This is a genomic window from Streptomyces turgidiscabies Car8 (assembly GCF_000331005.1).
Classification (GTDB): domain Bacteria; phylum Actinomycetota; class Actinomycetes; order Streptomycetales; family Streptomycetaceae; genus Streptomyces; species Streptomyces turgidiscabies.
Map to the genome: position 1 here is coordinate 1 of NZ_AEJB01000601.1, position 24,586 is coordinate 24,586.

22 protein-coding genes and 1 pseudogene are annotated in these 24,586 nt (G+C 68.6%); 12 read left to right on the plus strand and 11 right to left on the minus strand.

Annotated elements, in window-relative coordinates; genetic code table 11:
• From STRTUCAR8_RS54885 to STRTUCAR8_RS41815, 6 genes and pseudogenes are all read right to left on the minus strand, one after another.
• A pseudogene (locus tag STRTUCAR8_RS54885) lies at window positions 1-131 on the minus strand (methylenetetrahydrofolate reductase); the annotation flags it as partial.
• Between the two features lie 44 nt (window positions 132-175).
• On the minus strand, window positions 176-934 hold the full coding sequence (locus STRTUCAR8_RS41795; RefSeq protein ID WP_006382492.1) for an SDR family NAD(P)-dependent oxidoreductase: 759 nt from the start codon (window positions 932-934) through the stop codon (window positions 176-178).
• 50 nt (window positions 935-984) lie between these two features.
• Entirely contained in the window at window positions 985-2,583 is a 1,599-nt protein-coding gene (gene mdlC, locus STRTUCAR8_RS41800; protein WP_044473803.1) for a benzoylformate decarboxylase, read from the minus strand.
• Window positions 2,584-2,619: 36 nt separating this feature from the next.
• Window positions 2,620-4,107, minus strand: coding sequence for an aldehyde dehydrogenase family protein (locus STRTUCAR8_RS41805; protein WP_044473804.1), 1,488 nt, complete (start codon window positions 4,105-4,107; stop codon window positions 2,620-2,622).
• A 213-nt stretch (window positions 4,108-4,320) separates the two neighbouring features.
• Complete coding sequence (gene ligM / locus STRTUCAR8_RS41810; RefSeq protein ID WP_006382471.1) at window positions 4,321-5,724, minus strand: vanillate/3-O-methylgallate O-demethylase; 1,404 nt, start codon at window positions 5,722-5,724, stop codon at window positions 4,321-4,323.
• Window positions 5,725-5,975: 251 nt separating this feature from the next.
• Window positions 5,976-6,680, minus strand: coding sequence for a YceI family protein (locus STRTUCAR8_RS41815; protein WP_006382483.1), 705 nt, complete (start codon window positions 6,678-6,680; stop codon window positions 5,976-5,978).
• A gap of 66 nt (window positions 6,681-6,746) precedes the next feature.
• Between STRTUCAR8_RS41815 and STRTUCAR8_RS55295 the strand changes: the two genes are divergently transcribed.
• The 10 genes from STRTUCAR8_RS55295 (at window position 6,747) to folP (ending at window position 15,031) form a co-directional block, all read left to right on the plus strand.
• Window positions 6,747-6,878: a hypothetical protein gene (locus STRTUCAR8_RS55295; protein WP_267889068.1), complete on the plus strand. Its 132-nt coding sequence runs from the start codon at window positions 6,747-6,749 to the stop codon at window positions 6,876-6,878.
• An 816-nt stretch (window positions 6,879-7,694) separates the two neighbouring features.
• Window positions 7,695-8,855: an aminodeoxychorismate synthase component I gene (gene pabB / locus STRTUCAR8_RS41820; protein WP_006382484.1), complete on the plus strand. Its 1,161-nt coding sequence runs from the start codon at window positions 7,695-7,697 to the stop codon at window positions 8,853-8,855.
• Window positions 8,856-9,254: 399 nt separating this feature from the next.
• Window positions 9,255-10,151 carry a methylenetetrahydrofolate reductase gene (locus tag STRTUCAR8_RS41825; protein ID WP_006382494.1) on the plus strand — a complete coding sequence of 299 codons (897 nt, stop codon included), beginning with the start codon at window positions 9,255-9,257 and terminating at the stop codon, window positions 10,149-10,151.
• On the plus strand, window positions 10,148-11,020 hold the full coding sequence (purU, locus tag STRTUCAR8_RS41830) for a formyltetrahydrofolate deformylase (protein ID WP_006382470.1): 873 nt from the start codon (window positions 10,148-10,150) through the stop codon (window positions 11,018-11,020). The genes STRTUCAR8_RS41825 and purU overlap by 4 nt, the downstream gene beginning before the upstream one ends.
• A gap of 17 nt (window positions 11,021-11,037) precedes the next feature.
• Entirely contained in the window at window positions 11,038-11,916 is an 879-nt protein-coding gene (locus tag STRTUCAR8_RS41835) for a bifunctional 5,10-methylenetetrahydrofolate dehydrogenase/5,10-methenyltetrahydrofolate cyclohydrolase (protein WP_006382469.1), read from the plus strand.
• Entirely contained in the window at window positions 11,913-12,257 is a 345-nt protein-coding gene (locus tag STRTUCAR8_RS41840) for a protocatechuate 4,5-dioxygenase subunit alpha (RefSeq protein WP_006382486.1), read from the plus strand. Before STRTUCAR8_RS41835 ends, STRTUCAR8_RS41840 begins: the two co-directional genes overlap by 4 nt.
• 1 nt (window position 12,258) lies before the next feature.
• A complete protein-coding gene (locus STRTUCAR8_RS41845) occupies window positions 12,259-13,101 on the plus strand; it encodes a class III extradiol dioxygenase subunit beta (RefSeq protein ID WP_006382490.1) in 843 nt (280 codons plus the stop codon).
• A complete protein-coding gene (locus STRTUCAR8_RS41850; protein ID WP_006382462.1) occupies window positions 13,098-13,805 on the plus strand; it encodes an alpha/beta fold hydrolase in 708 nt (235 codons plus the stop codon). The genes STRTUCAR8_RS41845 and STRTUCAR8_RS41850 overlap by 4 nt, the downstream gene beginning before the upstream one ends.
• 11 nt (window positions 13,806-13,816) lie before the next feature.
• Entirely contained in the window at window positions 13,817-14,098 is a 282-nt protein-coding gene (locus STRTUCAR8_RS41855) for a muconolactone Delta-isomerase family protein (protein WP_006382488.1), read from the plus strand.
• A 105-nt stretch (window positions 14,099-14,203) separates the two neighbouring features.
• On the plus strand, window positions 14,204-15,031 hold the full coding sequence (folP, locus tag STRTUCAR8_RS41860) for a dihydropteroate synthase (RefSeq protein WP_199791733.1): 828 nt from the start codon (window positions 14,204-14,206) through the stop codon (window positions 15,029-15,031).
• Between the two features lie 83 nt (window positions 15,032-15,114).
• Here the strand turns inward: folP and STRTUCAR8_RS41865 are convergent, their stop codons facing one another.
• The 5 genes from STRTUCAR8_RS41865 to STRTUCAR8_RS41885 form a co-directional block, all read right to left on the minus strand.
• Window positions 15,115-15,858 carry an SDR family NAD(P)-dependent oxidoreductase gene (locus tag STRTUCAR8_RS41865; RefSeq protein ID WP_006382477.1) on the minus strand — a complete coding sequence of 248 codons (744 nt, stop codon included), beginning with the start codon at window positions 15,856-15,858 and terminating at the stop codon, window positions 15,115-15,117.
• Window positions 15,859-16,189: 331 nt separating this feature from the next.
• Complete coding sequence (locus STRTUCAR8_RS41870) at window positions 16,190-17,338, minus strand: XdhC family protein (RefSeq protein ID WP_006382479.1); 1,149 nt, start codon at window positions 17,336-17,338, stop codon at window positions 16,190-16,192.
• Between the two features lie 105 nt (window positions 17,339-17,443).
• A complete protein-coding gene (locus STRTUCAR8_RS41875; protein ID WP_006382474.1) occupies window positions 17,444-19,687 on the minus strand; it encodes a xanthine dehydrogenase family protein molybdopterin-binding subunit in 2,244 nt (747 codons plus the stop codon).
• Window positions 19,684-20,679, minus strand: a complete 996-nt coding sequence (locus tag STRTUCAR8_RS41880; RefSeq protein ID WP_006382465.1) for an FAD binding domain-containing protein — start codon at window positions 20,677-20,679, stop codon at window positions 19,684-19,686. The genes STRTUCAR8_RS41875 and STRTUCAR8_RS41880 overlap by 4 nt, the downstream gene beginning before the upstream one ends.
• Window positions 20,676-21,194: a (2Fe-2S)-binding protein gene (locus STRTUCAR8_RS41885; protein WP_044473806.1), complete on the minus strand. Its 519-nt coding sequence runs from the start codon at window positions 21,192-21,194 to the stop codon at window positions 20,676-20,678. The genes STRTUCAR8_RS41880 and STRTUCAR8_RS41885 overlap by 4 nt, the downstream gene beginning before the upstream one ends.
• A gap of 262 nt (window positions 21,195-21,456) precedes the next feature.
• On the opposite strand from STRTUCAR8_RS41885, the gene STRTUCAR8_RS41890 reads away from it, so the two are divergent.
• Together STRTUCAR8_RS41890 and STRTUCAR8_RS41895 are read left to right on the plus strand one after the other, a co-directional pair.
• The gene (locus tag STRTUCAR8_RS41890) at window positions 21,457-22,041 is read left to right on the plus strand and encodes a TetR/AcrR family transcriptional regulator (protein WP_006382482.1); all 585 of its coding nucleotides are present in this window, start codon (window positions 21,457-21,459) and stop codon (window positions 22,039-22,041) included.
• Between the two features lie 107 nt (window positions 22,042-22,148).
• Window positions 22,149-24,542 (plus strand): ATP-binding SpoIIE family protein phosphatase, encoded by a 2,394-nt coding sequence (locus STRTUCAR8_RS41895; protein ID WP_006382480.1) that lies wholly within the window; start codon window positions 22,149-22,151, stop codon window positions 24,540-24,542.
• Window positions 24,543-24,586 lie beyond the last annotated feature (44 nt).

Consider the following 24,586-nt stretch of genomic DNA (forward strand, 5'->3'; position numbering starts at 1 on the left):
TCCCGGCGCCGCACCCGGCCCACCCACTCCCCCAGCACCCGTGCGTCGAAGCACAGGTTGCTGACGATGTACGTGGCGTGCTCGCGTTTGTCCCACATGGCCTGGACGGTGACGTCGTCGTGGATGAGCGGATCCGCTCACGCGAATGCAGGATGTGAGAGATTTACCCAACCGCTCAGATGGTCATTCCTCCATCGACGGCGAGGGTTGCACCTGTGGTGAATGCGGAGTCGTCGCTCGCCAAATAAAGAACGGTGCGTGCTATTTCCTCAGGAGTGGCATGGCGACCCAGCGGAATCATGGCATTGAACATCTCGAAAGCCATTTCCGGACTCAGCCCGGTGGCCGTCTTTTCCACCTCGCGCTGGAACGGTGTGTCGGTCGGTCCCGGATGAATGGTGTTGACTCTGATCCCCCGTGCCGCGGCCTCCCGGGCCGCCACCCTCATGAGGCCGACCTGGGCGTGCTTGGCAGTGGCGTATCCGCTGATCGCGGGTTCGGCGGTCAGGCCCACCACACTGGAGTTGATGATGACGGACCCCCCGGGGCCGAGGTGGGGAAGCGTGTACTTGAGCAGCAGGAATGTTCCTACGACGTGGACGTCCAGCACGCGGCGGAAGACGTCCTCGGGGTAGTCCTCGATGCACGCCGTGTCGCCCGCGATGCCCGCGTTGCTGAAGACCACGTCCAGTCGCCCGAAGCGCTCCAGGGCGTCACCGACCGCCGCGCGCACCTGTTCGGAGGAGGTCACATCCGCCACCGAGAGAGCACACTGCGCCGGCCCCAGTTCCGTGCCCGCCGCGTCCAATGCCTCCCGATTCACGCCCACGAGGTGCACGTACGCGCCCCGCGCCACCAGCAGGCGAGCGGTCGCGAGCCCGATGCCGCTCTCTCCGCCGGTGATCAGGGCGACTCGTCCGTCGATACGGCCCATATGGCTGTCCTAGTCTTCGCGGGCTGATGTGTGGGCGATCCTGCGTCGGCTCATCCCAGAGGTCGGGTCTCGGCACACACCGGAATCTCCAGCAGCCTGGGACCCGAGGCCGCCGTCGTGGCGGCCAGGGCGGCGGCTACCTCTTCCGCCTCGGTGAGACGCTGCGCGGGTATGCCGTATCCGAGCGCGATACTCACCGCGTCAAGGCCGGGCAGGTCCAGGCCCGGGGCACCGGTGATGCCGAGCTGTCCGACGAACCCGCGCAGCGCTCCGTACCCGCCGTTGCGGAGCACCAGAAACGTGACCGGCAGGTTCCACTGCGCCGCGGTCCACAGTCCGGCCACTCCGTACTGGACGGCGCCGTCGCCCAGCACGGCGACCACGGGGCGTTCCGGGTCCGCCAGCGCCACCCCCACGGCGGCCGGCAACCCGAAGCCGAGCGCTCCGGCGGCCGGGAAGAACAGACTGCGAGGCCGGTCGAGGTTGAGATGCGCCCAGAACTGGGCGGTGTTCGAGGTCGACTCGTTGACCAGCCGGACGTCCGCCGGCATGCGGAGTGCCATCTGGGCGAAGAGCCAGTCCGCAGTGAACGGGGCTTCCTCGGACTGCGGGACGGAGAGAAGTTCCCGGGACGGGGGCCAGGTCCGGGCGGGCGGGGGAAGCCGCTCCAGCAACTGGCGGACGACCTCGGCGACGTCGCAGACCACGGCGTCCCCGAACGCCGCGCGGGCGGCGGACCCCGGATCACCGCTCAGCGCGATCAGTTCGGTGCCCTCAGGCAGCCATGGGCCGGGACGGTAGGCGTGGTAGCGGAAGACGGGCGCGCCGACGACCAGAACGAGGTCGTGTCCCTGGAGGTGTTCGCTCACCCCGGCGATACCCGGGGGCAGCACGCCCTGCCACAGGGGATGGCGGGTGGGGAACGGGCAACGCGGTGGTGTGGGTGCGGTCCACACCGGCGCGCGCAGTTGTTCAGCCAGCTCCACGACCAGCGTGGCCACGCGTTCGTCGTCCGCCTCCGGCCCGATCACGAGCGCCGGACTGGCGGCCTGCCGCAACCGGTCCGTGAGCTCGGCGATGAGCTCGGGACCGGCCGCTCCGGCCCACCGAACCCGGCGCCCAGGCAGGTGGGCCACCTCATGGGCGGCAACCTCCTCGGCCCAGTCGTCCATGGGCAGGGAGACGAACACCGGGCCGGCGGGCGGGAGGACGGAGAGGTGAAACGCCTCCGACAGCGCCCGGGGGACGTCCTGGGCACGGGCCGGTTCGAACGCCCACTTGACCTGGGGTTCGGGGACGCGGGTCATGGCCGGCTCGGCGAGCACGGATCCCAGTCCGACCATGGCCCGCGTCTGCTGACCGGCCGTCAGCACGAGTGGGGTGTGGGACGCGCGGGCGTTCGCCAGGACGCCCATCGCGTTGCCCAGGCCCGCGGCGGAGTGCAGGTTCACCAGTGCCGGACGGCCGGTGGCCTGAGCGTAGCCGTCTGCCATGGCGACGACCGCGCCCTCGTGCAGTCCGAGGACGTATCGGAAGTCCGGCGGAAAGCCGTCGAGGAAGGGAAGCTCGTTCGAGCCGGGGTTACCGAAGACGGTGGTGAGTCCCCAGGCTCGCAGGAGGTCGTACGTCGTCTCACGAACAGTCGGCACGGCAACCTCGGGTGGGCGGCGACGCATGCAGCGGGCTCAACGGACCGGTCTCGTGACGGTGTGCGCCTCGGTGAACGAGAGGAGGCCTTCCGGACCCATCTCGCGTCCGATGCCGCTCTGCCGGAAGCCGCCGAACGGGGCCCTGTCGTCGCATGCGACGGCGTTGGCGTGGTTGATCCACGTCGTGCCGGTGCGCAGCCGCTCCGCGAGGGCGTCGGCGCGCCTGGCGTCGGCGCTCCAGACGGAGGAGCACAGGCCCGACCAGTCGTTGTTGACCTGTTCGACGACGGTGTCGACATCGTCGAAAGGCAGGATGGGCAGAGCGGGGCCGAACTGTTCCGCGGTGACGATCCGCAGGCCGGGGTCGGGATCGAGGACGAGCGAAGGACGCATGAAGTAGCCGCCGGAGTAGGCTGCGGCGCGATCCAGGGAGCCCAGTTCACGGATCTCGGCTCCCGCGTCGGCAGCCTCCGCCAGCATGGCGGTCACCGTCTGGCACTGGGCGTCGCTGTTGAGCGGCCCCATCGTCGAGGTGGGGTCGGAGCCGGGGCCCACGTGGTGGGCGTCGAGTACGAAGGAGAGCCCGGCGACGAGTTCTTCGTAGCGGGACCGGTGCACGTACAGCCGCTTTATCGCCATGCACACCTGCCCGCTCGTCAGGAAGGTTCCGTGAGCCAGACGCTGCAGGTGTTCCGTGTCCAGCTCGGCGTCGTCCAGCACGATCGCGGGGTCGTTGCCGCCGAGCTCCAGAGTGACGGCGGCGAGGTTCTGAGCGGCGGCAGTCATGATGTGCTTGCCTGCCGCGGTGCTTCCGGTGAACACGATCTTGCGGACTCGTGGGTCGCTGATCACCGGGGCGACCGCCTCGTTGGTGCCGGTCACCACGTTCAGCACGCCGGCCGGCAGCCCGGCGGCGAAGATCTCCAGCATCCGCACCATGGCCAGGGGCACGGTGGGCGGGGGCTTGACCACCGTGGTGTTCCCGGCCAGCAGCGCGTACGGCAGGCTCGCGCCGAGGATCGCGATCGGCCAGTTGAACGGCACGATCACGGTGATCACCCCCATGGGCAGCCGGTGGATCCGCGAGGCCAACGGCGGGCCGGCAAGGTCCTTGACCCGGTCAAGAGTGTCGACGAGATCCAGCGCCGCCCGGGTGCGGGCCACGAAGGCTCCCAACTCCACCTGGCTTTCGAAGGAGATCTTGCCGTTCTCACTGGTCATCAGCGCCGCGGTCTGCGCGGCGGCGTCGGCATCGAAAGCGGAAAGCGCCTCGCTGATGATCTCCGCCCGACGCCGGGGCGGGATGGCGGCCCAGGCCGGGAACGCTGCATCGGCGGCGGCGACCGCCGCACGGGCCTGTGCCTGGCTTGCGGCTGCGGCGTATCCGACGATCCGGTGCGGGGATGCGGGATCGTGGACGGGAAAGCAGTCCTCTGTCTCCACTGTCCTGCCGTTGATGAGCAGTCCGGTCCTCACCGGGGCGGCCTGCGTTTGCTCTGCTGTCGTACCAGTCTCTTTCGGCATACGACTCTCCAAATGGTCAAGCAAGCCAAGCATGGCTGGACCGTCAATCCGTCGGCGTTCCGCCTCAGGCGGTCGCAGATCCCAGCGCGAGCGCGCTGACGGCCCGGTGGTCAGGAATCCGGGCCGAAACCAGGACCCGGCCGACCCGAGGCACCCGCTGCGGGTCGGCCGTGCGAGGCCGCCGGGATCGGGTGCTGGGGCGAGTTGCGGTCGTCAGCTCGCTCCGCCGGTGCGCCATCCGGGCTGGTAGCTCTCGCGTGCCATGTCCGAGTAGGGAGCGGGACTGACGATCGCGCGCACGGCGAACTGCTCGTGCGGCTGGACGGCGGACTTGCGGCTGCCACCATCCGGCTCACCCCAGACGACGCGGACCTCGGCTCCCAGCGGAACCTCCGGCGCGAGGGTGGCCAGAGACAGCGCCTTTCGCTCGTTGGCGCTGTAGCCGGTGAACATCGACAGCCCGATCACGTTGTCGTCGGCATCGACCACGGAGTCGTAGTTGGACGATCCGTAGTTGGCGTTGGGCAGGTCGAAGAACTGGTAGCCGGGGCCCACAGGGTCGACCGGGGAGGCGAGCAGCTTGGCCACGTCCTCTGCGTTCCAGGCCAGGGTCACCTTGCGCCGCTGGGCCGCCGGGTCGATCGCCTCCAGCGCGTCGCGTCCGATGAAGTCGTGGTCGAACTTGACGAACGAGCCGTAGCCCAGCTCCCACGGGTTGAGGTAGTAGTCGTCGATGCTGCCGGAGACGAAGCTGCCGGCCAGGGCGTTGGTCGCCTCGTAGCTGTCAGCGCCGAGCCACTCGCGGAACGGGCGCAGGCCCTCACTGCTGTAGATGGCGGGCAGAGGCGACGGGATCCAGCCGGACTCGAGAGTGTTACAGGAGTAGGCGCGGGCTCCAGCCGCCTCCAGCCCGAACTCGACACCCGCTTCCAGGATCGCGTCCCGCACCTTGTCGTAGGTCCCGTACGGTCCCCAGAGCTCCAGGCCCGGCGCGCCGGCCATGCCGTGGCGCAGCGTGCGGACACGTTCACCGGCGATATTCATGTGGTCCATGCGGAAGAAGCGCAGCTGCTCGACCGGGCCTCCGTTGACCTTCTCGATGACCTCCCAGGCCCGGGGACCCTGGATCTGGAAACGCCACAGGTCGCGGGTGACCTTGTTGCCGTACGGCCGCGACGGGGACCGCGGGTCCATGCGGAGTTCGACGTCATACCCCTGCTCGGCCTGGAAGGAGAGCCAGTTGGCGACCGGGGCACGTCCGACGTACGTGAACTCGTGTTCCGCCTCGCGGAAGAGGATGCCGTCGCCGATGACTCCGCCCTCGGGCGAGACCGGGACGAACTGCTTGGCCGAGTTGACCCGGAAGTTCGCGACACTGTTGATTCCGGTGTCGGAGATCAGCCGCAGGGCATCCGGTCCCGAGATGAACAGGTTGGCCATGTGGTGGGACTGGTCGAACAGCACCGCTGTCTTGGTCCACGCGGTCACCTCCCGGCGGAAGTTGCTGAACTCCGACGGCACCACGGGATAGATGTAGGTCCCCAGCTGGGAGTTGCGCAGCAGCTCCACCGTGTTGGCCGCCTGGTCCAGGACTTGCTGCAGGTTCTTCGCGCTCATGTGTGGGCCCGTCCTTCTTCGACGCCTTCGGCGATTACTTCGGCCGTAATTCTCGTTTCCTTCCGTGCGGCGCGAATCAGGGGAATGGCGGGTGCCGACCGGCCCTCTTCGGCAGTCGCCTCCACGTCATATGACGTAGCCGGAAACATGGGGGCCACTCATGGTGACGCCGTCGCCCCGCCGGGCTCGTTCACACTGAGTCGCGCGTGTCCACCGGAGCCGGGCCGAAGGTCCGGTGGACACGCCTTTCGTCACGCGGGGTGGAATGTGAGCAGAAACTCGATGGCGCCCTTTTCCTCGACCGTGATGCCGCCGAAGTTGGGCCTTTCGACACCGTAGTCGGCGAAGGTGACGGGCAGGGATCCCTGGACGCGGAAGGAGTTCGCGGAACGCTGGGCGGTGACCTCGAACGAGACGTCCTTGGTCACTCCGTGGATGGTGAAGGTTCCGGATGCCTTGGCCGATACCTTCTTGCCGGACTCGGGCACGGAGCCGAAGTCGATGGGCCGGGTCAACTTGAACGTCGCCTCAGGGAACTTTGCGGTGTTCATGATCCGCCCCCGGAACTGGCCGTCTCGCTCCCCCGAGTCACTCTTCACGGAGGTGAGGTCGACAGTGAAGGCACCCTCGGTCGCCTCGGCCCCCTTGATCGTCAGCCCTCCGGTGACTTTGTCGGTCCGTCCGACGGCCGTTGTGTTCTGGCCGAACAGCACCTCGTCGACGCGGTAACCGGCCTGCGAGCCGGCGCCGACCTTCCAGGCGCCTTCCACACCCTCACGCGTGGGCTGCGTCCCCTCTTGCTCAGCGGGCTCCTGTCCGTTGTCTATGGACAGCGCGGACGGGGCCTCGTCCTTGACGTAGTTGATGTAGACGTACGGTCCGCCCACCACCAGGAGGGCGGCCACCGCCACTCCCGCGATCAGCCAGCGCTTCCAGTGTGCACGAAGGCGATTCATGGGTTCCTAGACCTCAAATCAGTAGTCAGACGGGCCGGCACCGATGGATGCCCAGCCGTAGCGAACTTGGAGCAGTTGGGCTTCGTGCCCTCCCGGCGGATGGCGCTCGTCGCCGGCTTCGCCGAACCGGCCGCAGCCGCCTCGGTCGCCAACGGCCTGCTCACCCCGGCGGCGGGTTCCGCTGGTCGGCACCCATGACGGTTGCCGCAGGGGCGGGCGCCGCCGAACCAGCCGAGCAGTGGCCAGCCCCAGATTCACGGACGCTCACTCGTGCGGGCCGCGGGCGGGGGCACGAAGTCGTACTCGGCGCGCAGATGGGGCTCGTGTTGCACGGACGGCCGTCCGCACAGCGGACAGAATGCCTATAGTTGAGATCTAAAGCAAGTCCGGGTCGTGACTTCCACCGAGCGAGCACGACCTGAGTTGTCTGGTCTCGTTCTTTTGAGACTCGGTGCGGATCGGATCTCGGGGTCGCCGCCTGACCAAAGCCGTAGGCAGGAGCGTGGACGGCGACCCTGCGGCGATGCGGCTCCCTGCCGGGTTGCACATGACCGCGAGGCACCCCGCGAGTGCGGGGCCATCAACCGCCAGGCATCTGGTCACCGTCGATGTGAACAAGTCGAGGGGGCTACGCCGTCGCGGCCGACACACCGTCGGAGCGGTACATCCCTCGCCCGTACACGCCCCGATCAGAAGGCCCGGCACAGCCGACGCCGCGCACCGGGGCTTCCTTCCCTACGTCATCCGTCCCGGCCCGACTGGTCGAGAGGTCCATTCATGAACCGTCATCCAGCCGTGTCGGCAACCGATGACCTGCGCATACAGTCCTACCGACTCAGGACTCCGAAACAGCCTTCCGCGGAGACGGTCCTGGCCGGGAAGGAAAGTCATGCGCCCACCGAACGATCCTCGGCGCACATCACTCCATGACGGCCGGTCAGCCCTGTGTTGCTCGGAAACGCCGCTCTCCTCCGGCACCCTGCCCGCCCCCGAGGCAGGAAAGCCGATGACTCCATGACACCACGCACCATTGCAGCACGGTTCGACGACCTGCGGTCCGGTACGGCCTGGGAGTTTCCTCGCGTCGCCAACACCATGGTGGCGACGCGGCCCGAGCAGGTCGCCCCGGTCCTCGCCGAACTGGAGCGGGCGACGACGAACGGGTGGTGGGCGTTCGGCTTCGTCTCCTACGAGGCAGCTTCCGGGCTGGATCCGAAGCTGACCACCCATCAACCGCTGGACGGACTACCCCTCGTATGGTTCGGCGTCTGTCAGGAGCCCAGCGTCGTGCGGGTCGTGAGGTGCCCCGAGCCCGGCAGTTACGACGTCGGGGGCTGGGCCACCGAATGGGGCCCTGAAACCCATCGTGAGCGTGTCGAGGCCGTCCGGCGGCACATCGCCGCCGGAGAGACCTACCAGTGCAATCTGACCACCCGGATGTCGGGCGAGGCGAAGGGCGAACTGCCCGCGTTCTACGCCGATCTCGCCCTCGGGCAGAAGGGGTCGTACAACGCCTACCTCGACCTGGGCCGCTTCGTCGTCGCCAGCGCCAGCCCGGAACTGTTCTTCGAGATCAGGGACGAGCTGGTGCACATGCGGCCCATGAAGGGAACGGCACCACGTGGTGACACGCCGGCCGAGGACGCACGGATCGTCGCCGAACTGCGGGCCAGCGCCAAGGAACGCGCCGAGAACATCATGATCGTGGATCTGGTGCGCAACGACCTCGCACGGATCGCCACGACAGGCAGTGTGCGGGTCCCGTCCCTGTGCCGGGCCGAGCAGTACGAGACCGTGCACCAGCTCACGTCCGACGTCACGGCCGGCCTACGGCCTGACGCCGGTCTCGCCGACGTGTTCCGCGCGCTTTTCCCGTGCGGCTCGGTGACCGGTGCCCCCAAGCAGCGCACTATGGAGATCATCCGCGATCTCGAGGACGGGCCACGGGGGCTCTACTGCGGTGCGGTCGGAATGGTCGCGCCCGCAGGCGCGCCGTTCCGCGCCCGGTTCAGTGTCGCCATCCGCACCGTGCTGATCGACCGGGACACCGGTGTCGCGACCTACGGAACCGGCGGCGGGATCACCTGGGGTTCCGAACCATCGGCGGAGTACGCCGAGCTTCAGGCCAAAGCCGAGGTGCTCATGAGGTGCCTCCGGCCGGGGGTGCCGGGGTAGCGGCGGGTTCGCCACCGACATCCCGGTCATTTGTCGCGCCCTAATCGGTCGGGATGCCCGACGAAACCCGGTCGTTGATTCGCTCTACTGGTGGAGGCGGTACTACCGGTTCCCGCCACGCAAGCACAGGGCTTTGGCAGTGGTCCGATCGCGGGGGCCCATCCCTCATCCGTCCAGGCCTCTGTCCCTGCCTCCTCCCGGTTTCCGCGAGTCCGGGAACGACTCTCGGCAACCGACCGTGAATCGCCACCACCGGGCGAAGTCCCGGACAACGGTCGCCCGCCCAACACGTGCCCGGGAAGCCCACGGTCACCACGTGCTACCGACTCGCCTGCGCCCGCAGTGACTTGAGCCGGACGAGACATCTCCCACGCCCGTAGGAAGGAACGACACAAGACCATGACCACACAGCGGGAAGACGCCGTCTCCCGGCGCAGGCGCACTCATCTCGTCGACCTGGTGCGCAACATCAGCTACGAGGTGATGCCGTTCAAGAACACCGAACGGGACGTGCTTCACAGTGTGCCGACCGAGGTCCCGCTGACGGTCACGGTGACCGAGGCAAAAGGGATCGACGCGACGCTGGACCTCACGGAACGGCTGAAGCGGCACGGCTATGCCGTGTCGCCCCACTTGCCGGCACGTCAGTTCGTGGACAAGGAGCACGTCGCCGACGTCATGGCCCGTCTCAAGGAGTCGCAGATCGAGTCGGTGTTCGTGGTCGGCGGCGACGCGCCGAAGCCGGCGGGCGCCTTCCCGGACGCGTTCGGGCTGCTCCGGGCCATGGAGGAGATGGGTCACCCCTTTGGAACGGTCGGCATCGGCGGTTATCCCGAGGGCCACCCCGCCATCCCGCAGGAAGCCCTGGAACTGGCTCTGCAGCAGAAGGCGCCACTGGCCTCCCGGATACTCACCCAGATCTGCTTCGACGCCACGACGACCGCGAACTGGGCAGCGGGAGTGGCGGGGACGGGAGTCGGCCTCCCCGTATACGTCGGAATGCCCGGCCCGGTGAACCGGCAGAAGCTGATGCGGATCTCGGCCGGCATCGGACTCGGCCAGTCGGCGCGGTTCCTGCAGAAGCAGCAGAGCCTGCTGTGGCGGTTCCTCCTGCCGGGCGGCTACAACCCGACGAAGCTGGCGAAGAAACTGGGAGCCGCCGTGTCGCAGAGCGACGGCAACATCCGCGGGCTGCACATCTTCACCTTCAACGAACTCAGGCAGACCGAACTCTGGCGACAGCGACTCCTCTCGGCCGTCTCCGCTCAGACCTCCGAAAGGGACGATTGGTCATGACCGAGCAGATCCACGACCCCGACTACGGCCGCCTGATCGTCCAGGGCGCCGACCGGCCCGGCATCGTCGCCAGTGTCTCGGGAGCGCTCACCGAGTACGGGGCCAACATCGTCTCACTCGACCAGTCGTCGAGTGACCCCGTGGGCGGGCGTTTCTTCCAGCGCACGGAGTTCCGGCTGCCTGGCCTGTCAGGACGGCTGGACGAGCTCGACGAAGCCCTGCGGACGAGGCTGGGCGAGCAACTGGGCCTGGATTTCAGGCTGGTGGAGGCGCGACGCCGTAAACGCGTGGCCCTCCTGGTGTCGAAGACCGACCACTGTCTGCTCGACCTGCTGTGGCGCCAACGCCGCGGTGAACTCCAGATGGACGTGCCGATGGTGATCTCCAACCACCCCGATCTCGGCGACGAGGTCCGGCAGTTCGGTATCCCCTTCTTCCACGTACCCGTGGCGAAGGACGACAAGACCGCCGCCGAGAAGGAGAAGCTCAACCTCCTGAAGGGCAACGTGGACCTGGTCGTCCTGGCCCGCTACATGCAGATCCTCTCCGGTGACTTCCTCGCGGACCTCGACGCCCCGGTCATCAACATCCACCACTCCTTCCTGCCCGCGTTCATGGGGGCGGGGCCCTATCAACGGGCCAAGGAACGGGGCGTGAAGCTGGTCGGCGCGACAGCGCACTACGTGACCGAGGACCTCGACGAGGGACCGATCATCGAGCAGGACGTGGTCCGTGTCTCGCACCGGGAGTCCGCAGGCGAACTACAGCGCCAGGGCGCCGACGTCGAGCGGCTCGTGCTGTCCCGCGCCGTCGGCTGGCACTGCGAGGACCGCGTCATCCGGGACGGCAACACCACCGTCGTGTTCTAGGAGTTCTGGGAGATCTAGTGACTGCACAGATTCTCGACGGCCGGGCCGTGTCGGCAGCTCTCCTGGAGCGGGTACGACGGGAGGTGTCCGAGTTCGTCGGCGAGCACGGGCGCGTTCCCGTCCTGGCAACCGTTCTGGTGGGCGACGACCCCGCGTCCCACACCTATGTCCGTATGAAGGCCAACCGCTCGGCCAAGGTCGGCATACAGTCCCGACGCATCGAACTGGACGCCGGGATCACCACGGAGACGCTGGTGAAGCAGATCCGTGAACTGTCCGAGGACCCGGAGGTCGACGGAATTCTCCTCCAGCATCCGGTGTCGGACCACATCGACGAGCGGGCCGCGTTCGAGGCCATCGACCCGGGTAAGGACGTCGACGGCGTCACCCGGACGTCGTTCGCCACCACGGCGTTCGGGGAGGGCGGGTTCAAGTCCGCCACCCCGGGCGGCATCATGGCGCTGCTCGACGCGTACGACATCCCGCTCTTGGGGAAGCACGCGGTGGTCGTCGGCCGCAGCGCGATCCTCGGCAGGCCCGTGGGCATGCTGCTGCTGACCCAGGACGCCACCGTCACCTACTGCCACTCCCGCACGGTCGGCCTCGCCGAACGCGTCGCCGAAGCGGACGTAGTCGTCGCGGCCGTAGGCCGGCCGGGCCTGATCCGCGGCGAGTGGATCAAACCCGGTGCCGTTGTCGTCGACGCCGGCTACGCGGACGACAGCGGGGACGTGGAGTACGAGGCGGCCGCCGAGCGGGCGTCGTACATCACTCCCGTGCCGGGCGGCGTCGGCCCCATGACCATCGCCACCCTGCTCGCCCAGACCGTCCGGGCGGCACGGCAGCGCGAGGCGGCGCATCGGCCCGGCACAACTCCCGAGAGGGTACGACGATGACGCAGGCGCGGGACAACTACCTGCTCGACCTGTCGGCGAGCAGGCGCGGCTACGCGATCAACCGGATGTGCGGGTCGCTGGCGGACGAGGCGAACCGGCGGCTGTTCAGCGAGGACGAGGCGGCCTACTGCGACGCCTACAAGCTCAACGCGGAGCAGAGGAAGGCGATTCTGGAACGCGACTGGACCGCGATGCTGGACCTGGGCGCGTCCATCTTCTACACGTTCAAGCTCGCCGTGCTGGACAAGAAGTCCATGCAGTACCTCGGCGGAGTGTTCACGGGAATGTCGGCCGAGGAGTTCACCGCGGCCATGGTGTCCGGAGGGCGGAAGTTTGGCTGAGGTGATCTGGGGTCTGGCGACGTCGCACGTCCCGTCGATCGGCGCCGCGATGGACCACGGCAAGACGCAGGAGCCGTACTGGAGGCCGTTGTTCGACGGCTATGGACCCGCGCGGGAGTGGATGGCCGAACACCGGCCCGACATCGCGGTGATCGTGTACAACGACCATGCCAACGCGGTCGATCTGGACCTGATACCCGCCTTCGGAATCGGTACCGCCGAGTCCTACGACGTGGCCGACGAGGGCTGGGGACGCAGGCCGGTACCACCCGTGGTGGGCGCTCCGGAGCTGAGCGAGCACCTCGTGACCGAGCTCATGGACGAGTCGTTCGACATCGCCACCTTCCACCGGCTGAACGTCGACCACGGCCTCACCGTTCCGCTGTCCGTGTACTGCCCCGACCCTGGTGAGGCGTGGCCCTGCGCGGTCGTGCCCGTACTGGTGAACGTGATCCAGTACCCGCAGCCCACGGCGGCCCGCTGCTACGCGCTGGGGCAGGCTCTCGGGCGGGCGATCCGTTCGTTCCCGCAGGACGTCAAGGTGGCCGTGTTCGGCACGGGCGGCATGTCGCACCAGCTGGCCGGTGCTCGCGCCGGGCTCATCAACGAAGAGTTCGACCGCATGTTCCTGCAGGCGATCGAGAGTGAGCCCGAGAAGCTCGCGGCGCTCACCCGCGAAGAGTACGTCCGCGAGGCGGGCACCGAGGGCATCGAGCTGATCATGTGGCTCATCATGCGCGGGGCACTGAGCGAGAACATCGCCCGGGTCCACGAGACCTACCACGTACCCGCCTCCAACACGGCCGCCGCGCTCGCGTTGTTCGAAGACCTGGGGGCGAAGTGAGTACGTTCGTACTGGTTCACGGTGCCTGGCACGGCGGCTGGGCCTGGCAGCGGGTGACCCGGGCACTCCGCGAGGCCGGCCACGACGTCCACGCGCCGACCCTCACCGGGGTGAGCGACCGCGCCCACCTGGCAGGCCCAGCCGTGGGGCTGTCGACCCACGTCCAGGACGTGGTGGCGCTGATCGAGGCGTACGACCTGGACGACGTGGTGCTGGTGGGCCACAGCTACGCCGGCCAGGTGGTCACGGGGGTCGCCGACCGCCTCCCGCACCGGCTGGCCAGGCGGGTGTACCTGGACGCCTTCGTGGGCCAGGACGGGGACGCCGCGATCGACCTGCTGCCGGAGACGGTGGCCGGACACTACCGGGAATCGGTCGCCGGCCCCGGCTTCGGCTGGCTCATCCCCGTGCGCTCGTTGACCGTGCTCGGCGTGACGGATCAGTCGGACCTGGACTGGCTGACTCCGCGCCTGACCCCGCACCCCTGGCTCGGCTACACCGAGCCGCTGCGACTCACAGGCGCCGGCGAGTCGGTGCCCGCCACGTACGTCGAGTGCACCGACTGGATGCGGGTCTTCCAGCCCCACGCGGAAAAGGCCGCGGCCCTCGGCTGGCCCGTCCACCACATCGCCACCGGCCACGAGGCGATGGTCACCGCACCCGAAGAGCTTGCCGGGCTGTTGCTCGCCATATCCGCGCCCTGAGGAGGGACACCATGGAATTCCTGGTCCGCACGGAGAACCTCCTGCCGCCCGACACACCGGACGACACCCGCGAGCAGCTCCGCAAGGCCGAACGGGAGCGTGCCATGGAGCTGCGCCAGGCGGGCGTCCTCAAGCGACTGTGGCGGGTCCCCGGCCGTAACGCCACCATCGGCCTGTACGAGGCCGAGGACCCCGCCGCCCTGCATGACGCGCTGACCTCACTGCCCCTGTGGAAGTGGATGGACGTGACCGTGGAAGCCCTCGGCGCGCATCCCCAGGAACAGAAGAGGTAGCGCCCACACGAACGGCGCGCCGCCGGCGCCGACGTCACCACCGGCGGCGCGTCTCCTGCACCCCGCACAGACGCGTTCGCGGCCTCCCGCGCGATGGGACCCTTCATGAACGAACACCCCGCAGCTCTCGTCCACTCGGCTGTCGCCCGGCCCGATGTAGGGCCGATGCGCGTGATGGGCATAGTCAACGCGACCCCCGACTCGTTCTGGTCGGGCAGCAGGTTCGACACGGCGGAGCGCGCCATCTCGGTCGGCCGACGCATGTTCGAGCAGGGGGCCTGGACAGTCGATGTCGGCGGAGAGTCGACACGGCCGGGTGCCGTACCCGTCTCACCTGCGGAGGAATGCGACCGGGTCATACCGGTGGTGACCCGCTTGTCGGACGCGGGGCGTGTCTCGGTGGACACCCGGCATCCCGAGGTGGCCGAGGCAGCGGTACGAGCGGGCGCGTCGATCATCAACGACGTCTCCGGCACTCTGTACGGACTCGCCGGCCGCCTCGGGGTCGGCTACGTCGGTATGCATGCCCACACCGTGCCCGTCCGCCCGGGAGCAAGCCCTGTCTACGACAACGTCCACGCTGACATCGCCTCCTACCTCCGGACGCTGGCGCACGCGGCCGAGGAGAAGGGCGTGCGCGAGACGTGGATCGACCCCGGGATCGGATTCGGCAAGAGGACCGCCGACAACCTGGAACTCCTCCGACAGCTCCCAGCCCTCTGCTCACTGGGCGTCCCCGTCCTCCTCGGTGTCAGCCGGAAGTCCTTCCTCGGCAACGTGACCGGCCGGCGGGTCGACGACCGTCTGGCGGGTTCGCTGGCCACCATCGCTCCCGCCTGGTGCGCGGGCGTCGATGTCATCCGGGTACACGACGTCGCCGAGACGATGGACACGATCGCTCTGTTGAACGCCGTCTGGGGACAAGGGCTCTGACAGCAAGACTGGAATTTCCCAGGTGCCCGACGCGGCGCCCTGCAACAGGCCGTGGGCTCCCCTTCGCTGAAGGACAACAGAAATCAGTGCATCAGCCCGCCACCGTCGTAGACAAAGGTCTGTCCGGTGACCAGAGCGGCATCCGGCGAGGCCAGATAGGACACCAGCCCGGCGAAGTGCTCCGGTGTGACGAACTCCTGGATCGCCTGGCGGCGCATGGTTTCCGCGAAGAGCTCGTCGCCCGTGTGAGCCGTGGTACCGGGGGTGGCGACCTGCGCCGGAGCCACCGCGTTGACGGTGATGCGGTGCTCACCCAGTTCTCGCGCCATCACCCGGGTCATTCCGATGAGCGCGCCCTTGCTCGCGACGTAGGCGATCTGGCCCGGCGCCCCCGTGAAAAAGGTGCGCGAGGCCACGTTGATCACTCGCCCGCGATACGTACTCTCTCGCAGCCAGGGCACGCACGCCTGCACCATGAGCAGTGGTCCGACTGCGTTGACGTCGAAGAAGCGGTGCAGCTCCGCCGGTGTGGTCTCCAGCAAGCTCGCGCGGCCGGAGAGCAGACCGGCGTTGTTGACGAGGACGTCGACTCCGCCGTACGCCTCGCTGAGTTCCTCGACCGTACGACGCGTCGCCGTTGGGTCACTGACGTCGCACCGCCAGCTCCGTACACCGGTGGTCTCGCCCGCGTCGTCGATGCCGGCCACGTCCAGCGCGGCGACAGCAAACCCGTCGGCCACCAGACGACGCGCGATGGCGGCGCCGAGACCCCCCGCCGCGCCTGTCACCACCGCGACGCGGGTGCGATGTCCGTCGAGGACGGTCATGTCATGTACTCCTGCATCTTGAGCGGCGGGCTCCGGCAGAGGGTTGGTGGATGCACAAGGGATACCGTCACGCTATGCGCGGGGAGTCACCGGGAACATCGGCCGGATGACCGTCCTTCGACGGCGTGTTGTCGCGATCGTCCGCGTCATCGGTCCCATGCGGACGGCAGCTCCTATCCGGCCCAGCCGCACTTTCCGTCACCGCCTCCGTCGTCGCCTGTGCCCGCACACCGGATGCCGGGGTCGTGAGGCTGTGTCCTTTTGAAAGCCTCTGACAGTTGCAGGCTGAAGCACTGCTGGATCATCGTGCGGAAGTAGCGGTCAGCCCTCGTCACGCGGCCGCTCGCGCCCCGGTCCCCCGCGCCTCGATGTCATGGTGGATCGGTGTGTGCGAGCCGCTGAGCGACAGACCTGTTCCGCCCTGCCGGGCAGCGACGATCTCGGCCGCGATGGACAAGGCCGTCTCCTCGGGCGTACGGGCGCCGAGATCGAGGCCGATGGGTGAGTGCAGGCGGGCCAGTTCGGCTTCGGTCAGACTTGTCTCGCGGAGTCTTCGGTCGCGGTCTTCATGGGTGCGGCGTGAGCCCATGGCACCGACGTAGGCGGCCGGCAGCCGCAGGGCCGATTCCAGCAGGGGGACGTCGAACTTGGCGTCGTGGGTGAGCACGCAGACCACTGTGCGGTCGTCGGTCCCGGTGCGGCGCAGGTAGCGGTGCGGCCAGTCGACCACGACGTCGTCGGCCTCGGGAAAGCGCGCCCGGGTGGCGAACACGGGTCGGGCGTCGCACACCGTTACGTGGTAGCCGAGGAACTTGCCCATGCGCACCAGGGCGGCGGCGAAGTCGATGGCGCCGAAGACGATCATGCGGGGCGGCGGCACGCTCGACTCGACGAACAGCGTCAGGTCCGGCTCGCAGTGGGAGCCGTCCTGCGCGATGTCGAAGGTGCCCGTGCGGCCGGTGTTCAGCAGGGAGCGGGTTTCGCCGGCGACGGCGCGGTCCAGGGCGGGATGCCCGCCGAGATCACCTTCGTAGGACCCGTCGGGACGGACCGCCAGCACCCGCCCCAGGAGTTCTGAGGGGCCCTGGACCACGCGGGCGAGTGCCACCGCCTCGCCCCGGGCGGCGGCCGAGAGCGCCGTCTGGAACGTCTTCCTGCCGGGCGCGTCGGCGGCTACAGGCGTGACCAGGATGTCGAGGACACCGCCGCAGGTCAGGCCGACGGCGAAGGCGTCCTCGTCGCTGTAGCCGAACCGCTCACGCACCGCCTCACCATCGGCCAGCGCCTGGGTGCACAGGTCGTAGACCGCGCCTTCCACACAGCCGCCGGACACCGAGCCGATGGCCGCTCCACCGGCGTCGACGGCGAGCGCGGCGCCCGGCCCGCGTGGTGCGCTGCCGCTGACGGCCACGACCGTGGCCACGGCGAAGTCCCGCCCTTCCTCCAGCCACCGGTTCAGCTCGTCTGCGATGTCCAGCATGGGAGTTACTTTCTTGTCGTGTCCGTCGTAAGCAGATCAGGCCGTCGTCGCCCCTGCGGCACCCTGAAGGACCGTGCGCGGCGACGGCCCGCAACTGCCGTTGTCTCAGAGCAGTTTGTCCAGCGTGATCGGCAGGTCCCTGATCCGCTTGCCGGTCGCGTGATAGACGGCGTTCGCGATCGCGGCCGCCACGCCGGTCATGCCGACCTCGCCCAGCCCGATGATTCCCAGGGGCATCGTCTTGTCGGGTTCGTCGAGCCAGTCGACGTCGATCGGAGGGATGTCGGCGTGCACCGGCAGGTAGTAGGAGTCGAGCCCGGCGCTCATGGTGCGTCCGTTGCGGGGATCGATGAGGGTCTGCTCCGACAGCGCCATGCCGATGCCCATGACCACAGCCCCACGAAGCTGGCTGGCCGCGGTCTTGGGGTTGATGACGCGGCCCACGTCGAACATGCCGAGCCAGCGCGAGATCCGCAGTTCGCCGGTGTCGGCGTTCACCCGCACCTCACAGAACTGCGCGCCGCGGGCGGCCTTCGACCAGCGCTGGTCCTTCAGGAAAGTGGACAGGAAGCGGCCCTGACTGCCCAGCGCACCCAACCGGGTGTCCGAGCCGACCGAAGCCTCGATGAACGGGCGCCGCGCGGCGCGCAGGGCAGCCGCCGGCTCCTGACCGGTCGTGCCCGTACGCCGGGCCAGCGCGGTCACCTTCCGGGTCAGCTCGGCGCACGCGGCGAGGACGCTGGTGGCCACCGTCGCCGTCTGGTTGGAGTTGCCGGCCATCGGGCCGGACGGCAGGGCCGAATCGCCGTACTCGACCCGGACCTTCTCGTATGCGATGCCGAGCGCGTCCGCGGCGATCTGCGCCTGCACGGTCGCGGCGCCCATGCCCATCTCGTGGAAACCGCACTGCACGAGCGCGCTGCCGTCGTCGCTCAGCCGTACCTTGACGTCGGCGACCAGGCGCAGGACCGGGTGGAAAGCGGTGGCCGCGCCCATCCCGACGAGCCACTCGCCGTCCCGCATGGAGCGGGGTTCGGGGTTACGGTCCGCCCAGCCGAAGCGTTCGGCGCCGGCCTCGAAGGCTTCCCGCTGCATCCGCTGGGAGAACTTCTTGCCACCCGTCGGATCCTTTGCGGGCTCGTTGCGCAGCCGCAGGGCGATCGGGTCCATGGACAGCTCGTAGGCGAGTTCGTCCAGCGCCGATTCCAGTACGAAGCTGCCGATCGCCTCGCCGGGGGCGCGCAGCCAGGTGTTGGGCATCAGATCCATCGCGACGAGGTTCTGCCGGGTCAGCATGTTCTCGGCGCCGTAGAGGTGCCGGGCCGGCGAGCTGGTCGCCTCGAGCAGGCCTCCGGCCGAGCCGGTGCGGGTGATGCTGTCCTGGATCAGTGAGGTGAGCCGGCCGTCGCGGGTGGCGCCGAGTGCGATCCGATTGGTCGAGGCGGTACGCCCACCGGTGGCGCGGCTGACGGCCGTGCGACTCAGCGCCAGGCGCACGGGCCGCCCGACGGCCTTGGCCGCCATCGCCGCGATGACCGTGCCGGGCCAGACGGCGAACTTACCCCCGAAGCCGCCTCCCAGGAACTCGGCACGGACACGGACGTGGGACGCCGGCACACCGAACCGCCAGGCCAGGTAGTGGCCGGTCTGGTTGATGGCCTGGGTGGTGTCGTGCACGGTGAGGTGGTCACCGTCCCAGACGGCGACCGTCGCGTGCGGCTCGATCGCGTTGTGCTGCAGGCCGGGGGTGGTGTAGCGCAGGTCGACCGAAACCTCCGCGGCGGCCAGTGCCGCCTCGGCGTCACCCTTCTTCGCCAGGCCGGAGAAGGTGAGGTCGCCCTTCGCCGGGGTGGCGTTCCTCTGCTCGGCGGCGAAGTCCACCCGTGCGGGCAGCAGGTCGTAGGTCACTTCGACGAGCGACGCGGCCTCGTTCGCCGCGGCCGAGGTTTCCGCGACCACGACGGCGATCGGCTGGCCGTCCCAGAAGACCTGATCGGTGTTGAGGTAGTCGACGTCGGTTCCCGAGACGTCGGGTCCCAGGTCACGCACGATGTTGGGTTTGCGGGGTGGTTTGATTCTCGGCGCGTTGAGGTGGGTGAGGACCGCCACGACGCCGGGCACCGCGGCCGCTGCGGCCGTGTCGATGCCGGTGATCGTGCCTCGGGCGACAGTGGCGTGCACCAGCGTCGCGAACGTGAGGTTCGGGTAGTGATGCTCGGCGGAGAACCGCACCGCCCCGGTCACCTTCGCGTGGCCGTCCCGGCGGTCCACCGGTCGGCCGACCGCGCTCCCGACGGGTACGGAAGTGTCCGCGCCGGGCTCGGAGTCTGTCCTGGTGTGTGTGGTCACGATGCGCTCCGCTCGGCGTTGAGTCTCCGCAGCACGGCCACGACCGTCCGCTGGGCCAGCTCGATCTTGAAGGCGTTGTCGGACTGGGACAGGGCGGGGGCGAGTTCGGCGGCGGCGGCGTGGGCGAAGATCTCGTCGGTGGCCTCGGCGCCGAGCAGCAGCTCTTCCGCGATGCGGGCCCGCCAGGGTCTGGTGCCGACGCCGCCCAGCGCGAGCCGCACCTCGGTGACCACCCCGTCCTCGACGGCCAGTGCGGCGGCGACGGAGACCAGGGCGAAGGCGTACGACGCGCGGTCGCGGACCTTGCGGTAGCGCGAGGTGGCCGCGACCGGCACCGGCGGCAGCTCGACGGCCGTGATCAGCTCGTCGGCGGCCAACACCGTCTCGATGTGCGGGGTGTTGCCCGGCTCGCGGTGGAAGTCGGCGACCGGGATACGCCGGATACCGCGCACGCTCTCCACCTCGACGAGGGCGTCGAGCATCACCAGCGCCACGGCCATGTCCGAGGGATGCGTGGCGATGCAGTGCTCGCTCGCCCCCAGCACCGCACTGCCCCGGGAGAACCCGCCGATCGCGTCACAACCACTGCCGGGCACACGCTTGTTGCAGGCGGAGGCCTCGTCGTAGAAGTACACGCAGCGGGTGCGCTGCAGGAGATTGCCTCCCACGGTCGCCATGTTCCGCAACTGGGCCGAGGCCCCCAGCAGGATCGCCTGCGCCAGGACCGGGTAGCGGGTCCTGACGAGGGGGTGGGCCGCGAGCGCGCTGTTGCTCACCAGCGCCCCAACGCGGATCCCCCCGTCCGGGAGTTCCTCGATCCCGTCCAGCGGCAGGCGGGTGATGTCCACGACCGTCGACGGCTGTTCGATGCCCTCCCGCATGAGGTCGACGAGGTTCGTCCCGCCCGCCAGGAACTTCACGTCAGTGTTGTCCGCGATCGTGCGCAGCGCCGTGGCCGTGTCCGGCGCGCTGACGTAGGAGAACGACTTCACTTCGCGACCTCCTTGATCGCCGAGACGATGCCGTTGTAGGCGCCGCAGCGGCACAGGTTGCCGCTCATCCGCTCCCGGATCTCCGCCTCGTCCAACTCCCCGCCACTGTCGGCAAGGTGCTCGGTCGCCGCGCTGGGCGCGCCCTCCTTGTGCTCGGCGAGCATCCCGATCGCCGAGCAGATCTGCCCCGGCGTGCAGTAGCCGCACTGGAATCCGTCGGTACGCACGAACGCCGCCTGCAACGGGTGGTCGACGCCTTCGATGGTCGTGATCTCACGGCCCTGGTACTGCACCGCCAGCGCCAGGCAGGCGTTGATCCGCCGGCCGTCGACCAGCACCGTGCAGGCACCGCACGCACCTTGGTCGCAGCCTTTCTTGGTGCCGGTCAGGCCCAGGTACTCGCGCAACGCGTCGAGCAGGCTCACCTGCGGCGCGACGTCCAGCCGTTGAGCGGATCCGTTGATCCGCAGCTCGATCTCCACCGTGTCACTCCTCCGGTTCACCCGAGGGCTCATTTCAGCCGGGGTCGCCATCCGGCACATACGACAGGACCCGAGGACTCCGTCCCGCGAACTGAGCAACTGCCAGTCAGGGAACCGAGTCACTAGAGTAGGACTCTACTTGCAACATTACTGTATCAGTTACATGGCTATCAACATCAAAATCGTTGCAATACTACAAAGCTGCGCAACAAAATAGATGCAAATTAACCGAACATCGCATGTCAGGCGTATGGTCTTCGGTGCGTCACGAGTGGACAACGGAAGTGGAGAAGCCATGGGGAGACCGCTGCGGGCCGATGCCGAGCGCAGTGTGCGGGCGATTCTGGAGGCTGCCGAGCGGGTGCTCGCCGAAGACCCGGGCGCCTCCATGGAACAGATCGCCGAGGCAGCGGGCGTGGCCAGAACGACCGTGCACCGGCGGTTCACCAGCCGCCAGGCACTCATCGAAGCGCTTGCCGCCTCGGCGAAGCACCAGCTCATGGAGGCCATCGAGGACGCCCACCTGGACACCGCCCCACCGCCCGTGGCACTGCACCGCGTCACGGCGAACATATTGCGGATCAAGAGCGTCTGGCGGTTCACCCTCGGTCACCCCCTCGCCGACACCCCCCTCACGGCGGTGATCTGGTCCGAGATCAACGACGGTGCCCTCGAGTTCCTTGTCCGGGCGCAGCGCGAGGGGCTCATCGACCCGAAGGCGGACCTCATATGGGCGCGGCGGATCTACTACGCCCTCGTCGACGAGGCCCTGCACGGGAGCGACGCGGGCCAGGACCCGGACCGCGTCCGACAAAACGCGGACACACTGGCCGCGCTGATCATCGACACGTTGTTGCGCGGAGTAGGACCGCAGGGCTGAACCACACCGGCTGGCAGCCGTCTGGCGCCCGTCTCGTCTTGTGCTCGGCTGCTTTTGGGACGATCGTGGACAGTGCCTCGGCACGACGCAGAAGGGCCAGGTACGCCATGCATCGCACCGGCGGGCCACCCGACCGACGCAGGCATCAGCCGGACGAAGCCCACGTCGACGAATCCGTCACCCTGGCTGTGACGAACGGTGACACTGTGGCCTACTGGAGCCGCGAGGCCCAGGAACTACTGGGGTACACCCCTGCGGAGATCATCGGCCGTCCCTTGGACGATCTCTTCTCCACCGACGGTACGACGTTCCGGCATCGCGACGGCAGCCTGCTCGATACGAGGGCCCACCTCAGACCGTTGCTCGACAACACACATCAGCAGCACTTCCTCGTAACGACCGTTCCGTCACCAGGGACGGGGAAGCTGCAGGACCTCATGTGGTGGATGCTGGAGCAGCAGTCTCCCTCACTCTCGATCTACGATCTTGAGGCGCGGTTGCTGTGGGCGAACGAGGCCACCCGGCGGGCGGTCGGCTTCGTCCAGAGCGAGGTCCGCGGTCGGCGTCCCACCGAGTTTCTCCGAGGTGCCGGGTTCGAGGAGGCGGAGCGACGGATCCTCCGGGTCGCTGGGACCGGGGAGCCGGAATACACCGAGGTCTTCGACGCATTCCCGCGTGAACCCAGAGCACACGCCTGGGCTGTGGACGTCTTCCCTCTCAAGGACGGGCACGGCCGGGTGCACGCGGTGGGCCTGGTGGGCAACGACTACTCCGAACAGCACCACAGCCGCGAGCGCATGGCCCTGCTCAGCGAGGCCAGGACCCGCATCGGCGCGAGCCTGGAGGTGACGGGCACCGCCCAAGAGCTCGTCGACGTGACCGTCACGGTGTCCCGCTTCGCCGACTTCGTCAGCGTTGATCTACTGGACGACGTCTTCCGCGGTGCGCTGCCCGCCCCCGATCCCCACACGGGACCTGTTTCGCTGCGACGGGCGGCACAGGGGGGCACTCGTCCGCTCCCGCCCGACGCGGTGCTCGGCATCGGCGCGATCCACACTCATCCGCAGTCGTCCCCGGTCGCCCGCTGCCAGGCGAACGGCCGTCCGGTGCTGGACGATGCCAAGGATCCCGAGATCGTTAGGTGGCTTGCCGAGGACGCCGTCCATGCGGCGTATGTCCGCGCCTTCGGAACGCACTCCGTGCTCGCGGTGCCCATCCGGGCGCGTGGCGTGATTCTCGGGGCCACCCTTTTCCTCAGAAACTCGGCCTCCCTCGACCCGTTCAGCGCCGATGACCTGACCGTCATCGAGGATTTGGTGGCCAGGGTCGGTGTCTGCCTGGACAACGCCCGTCGGTACACCCATGAGCGCGGCATCGCGCTGGCGCTCCAGCGGTCCTTGCTGCCCCGGGGACCGATGATCCATCCTGCTGTCGAGACAGCGTCCCGTTATGTTCCTGCGGGCGGCAGTGCCGGGGTGGGCGGCGACTGGTTCGACGTGATTCCCCTTCCCGGCGCGCGAGTCGGTCTCGTCGTCGGTGACGTCGTAGGCCACGGCATCAGCGCCTCCGCCACCATGGGCCGCCTGCGTACAGCGGTCCGCACCCTCGCCGACATCGATCTGGCGCCCGACGAGCTCCTCACCCACCTCGACGACATCGTGACCCATTCCGGGCCCCCGCAGGACATCGATGACGCCGACGACGCCTCTGCGTCGGAGATCCCGGGAGACATCGGCGCCACCTGCCTTTACGCCGTCTACGACCCCGTCTCCGGCACCTGCTCGTTGGCCCGCGCCGGCCACCCGGCCCCGATCCTGGTGGGATCGGACGGAACGGCCCGTGTCGTCGACCTGCCCGCCGGCCCTCCCCTCGGGCTAGGGAGCCTGCCCTTCGAAACGGCAGAGTTCACGGTGCCCGAAGGAAGCCTCCTGGCTCTCTTCACCGACGGCCTCATCGAAAGTCGCCATCACGACCTCGACGAAGGCAACCGCAGGCTGTGCCAGGCACTCGCCCGGCCAGAACTCTCACTCGAAGCACTCTGCGACACGGTCCTGGACAGCCAACACCGCGCGGCTGACGGCGATGACGTCGCCCTGTTGCTGATCCGAACACGGACCCTCCGCCCGGAGAGCCTGGCTTCCTGGGACCTGCCCAGTGATCCTGCGATCGTGTCCGAGGCACGCAAACGCACCTGCGACCGTCTCACCGAGTGGGGGCTCGAGGAGGCCTCGTTCGTTACAGAACTCGTTGTCAGCGAGTTGGTCACGAACGCCATCCGCTACGGCACCAGCCCGATCCGGCTGCGACTGATCAAGGGCCGGACACTCACCTGCGAGGTCTCCGACAGCAGCAGTACCAGCCCTCACCTGCGCAGGGCCCGGCTGAGCGACGAGGGCGGCCGCGGCCTGCTCCTGGTCGCTCAGCTCACCGAGCGGTGGGGCACTCGCCATACGCGCGCAGGCAAGACCATCTGGGCCGAACAGGTCATCCATACCGTCTGAGTCGACGCCCGCCCGCCGCGCGACTACGCCCGAGAACGGGAGCG

Coding starts and splice junctions, on each gene's coding strand:
- STRTUCAR8_RS41840 (WP_006382486.1), top strand. CDS start 11,913: ATGACGCAGGCGCGGGACAACTACCTGCTCGACCTGTCGGCGAGCAGG.
- STRTUCAR8_RS41870 (WP_006382479.1), bottom strand. CDS start 17,338: ATGCTGGACATCGCAGACGAGCTGAACCGGTGGCTGGAGGAAGGGCGG.
- STRTUCAR8_RS41825 (WP_006382494.1), top strand. CDS start 9,255: ATGACCACACAGCGGGAAGACGCCGTCTCCCGGCGCAGGCGCACTCAT.
- ligM (WP_006382471.1), bottom strand. CDS start 5,724: ATGAGCGCGAAGAACCTGCAGCAAGTCCTGGACCAGGCGGCCAACACG.
- STRTUCAR8_RS41805 (WP_044473804.1), bottom strand. CDS start 4,107: ATGCCGAAAGAGACTGGTACGACAGCAGAGCAAACGCAGGCCGCCCCG.
- folP (WP_199791733.1), top strand. CDS start 14,204: ATGAACGAACACCCCGCAGCTCTCGTCCACTCGGCTGTCGCCCGGCCC.
- STRTUCAR8_RS41885 (WP_044473806.1), bottom strand. CDS start 21,194: ATGAGCCCTCGGGTGAACCGGAGGAGTGACACGGTGGAGATCGAGCTG.
- STRTUCAR8_RS41795 (WP_006382492.1), bottom strand. CDS start 934: ATGGGCCGTATCGACGGACGAGTCGCCCTGATCACCGGCGGAGAGAGC.
- STRTUCAR8_RS41855 (WP_006382488.1), top strand. CDS start 13,817: ATGGAATTCCTGGTCCGCACGGAGAACCTCCTGCCGCCCGACACACCG.
- purU (WP_006382470.1), top strand. CDS start 10,148: ATGACCGAGCAGATCCACGACCCCGACTACGGCCGCCTGATCGTCCAG.
- STRTUCAR8_RS41815 (WP_006382483.1), bottom strand. CDS start 6,680: ATGAATCGCCTTCGTGCACACTGGAAGCGCTGGCTGATCGCGGGAGTG.
- STRTUCAR8_RS41895 (WP_006382480.1), top strand. CDS start 22,149: ATGCATCGCACCGGCGGGCCACCCGACCGACGCAGGCATCAGCCGGAC.
- STRTUCAR8_RS41865 (WP_006382477.1), bottom strand. CDS start 15,858: ATGACCGTCCTCGACGGACATCGCACCCGCGTCGCGGTGGTGACAGGC.
- STRTUCAR8_RS41890 (WP_006382482.1), top strand. CDS start 21,457: ATGGGGAGACCGCTGCGGGCCGATGCCGAGCGCAGTGTGCGGGCGATT.
- pabB (WP_006382484.1), top strand. CDS start 7,695: ATGACACCACGCACCATTGCAGCACGGTTCGACGACCTGCGGTCCGGT.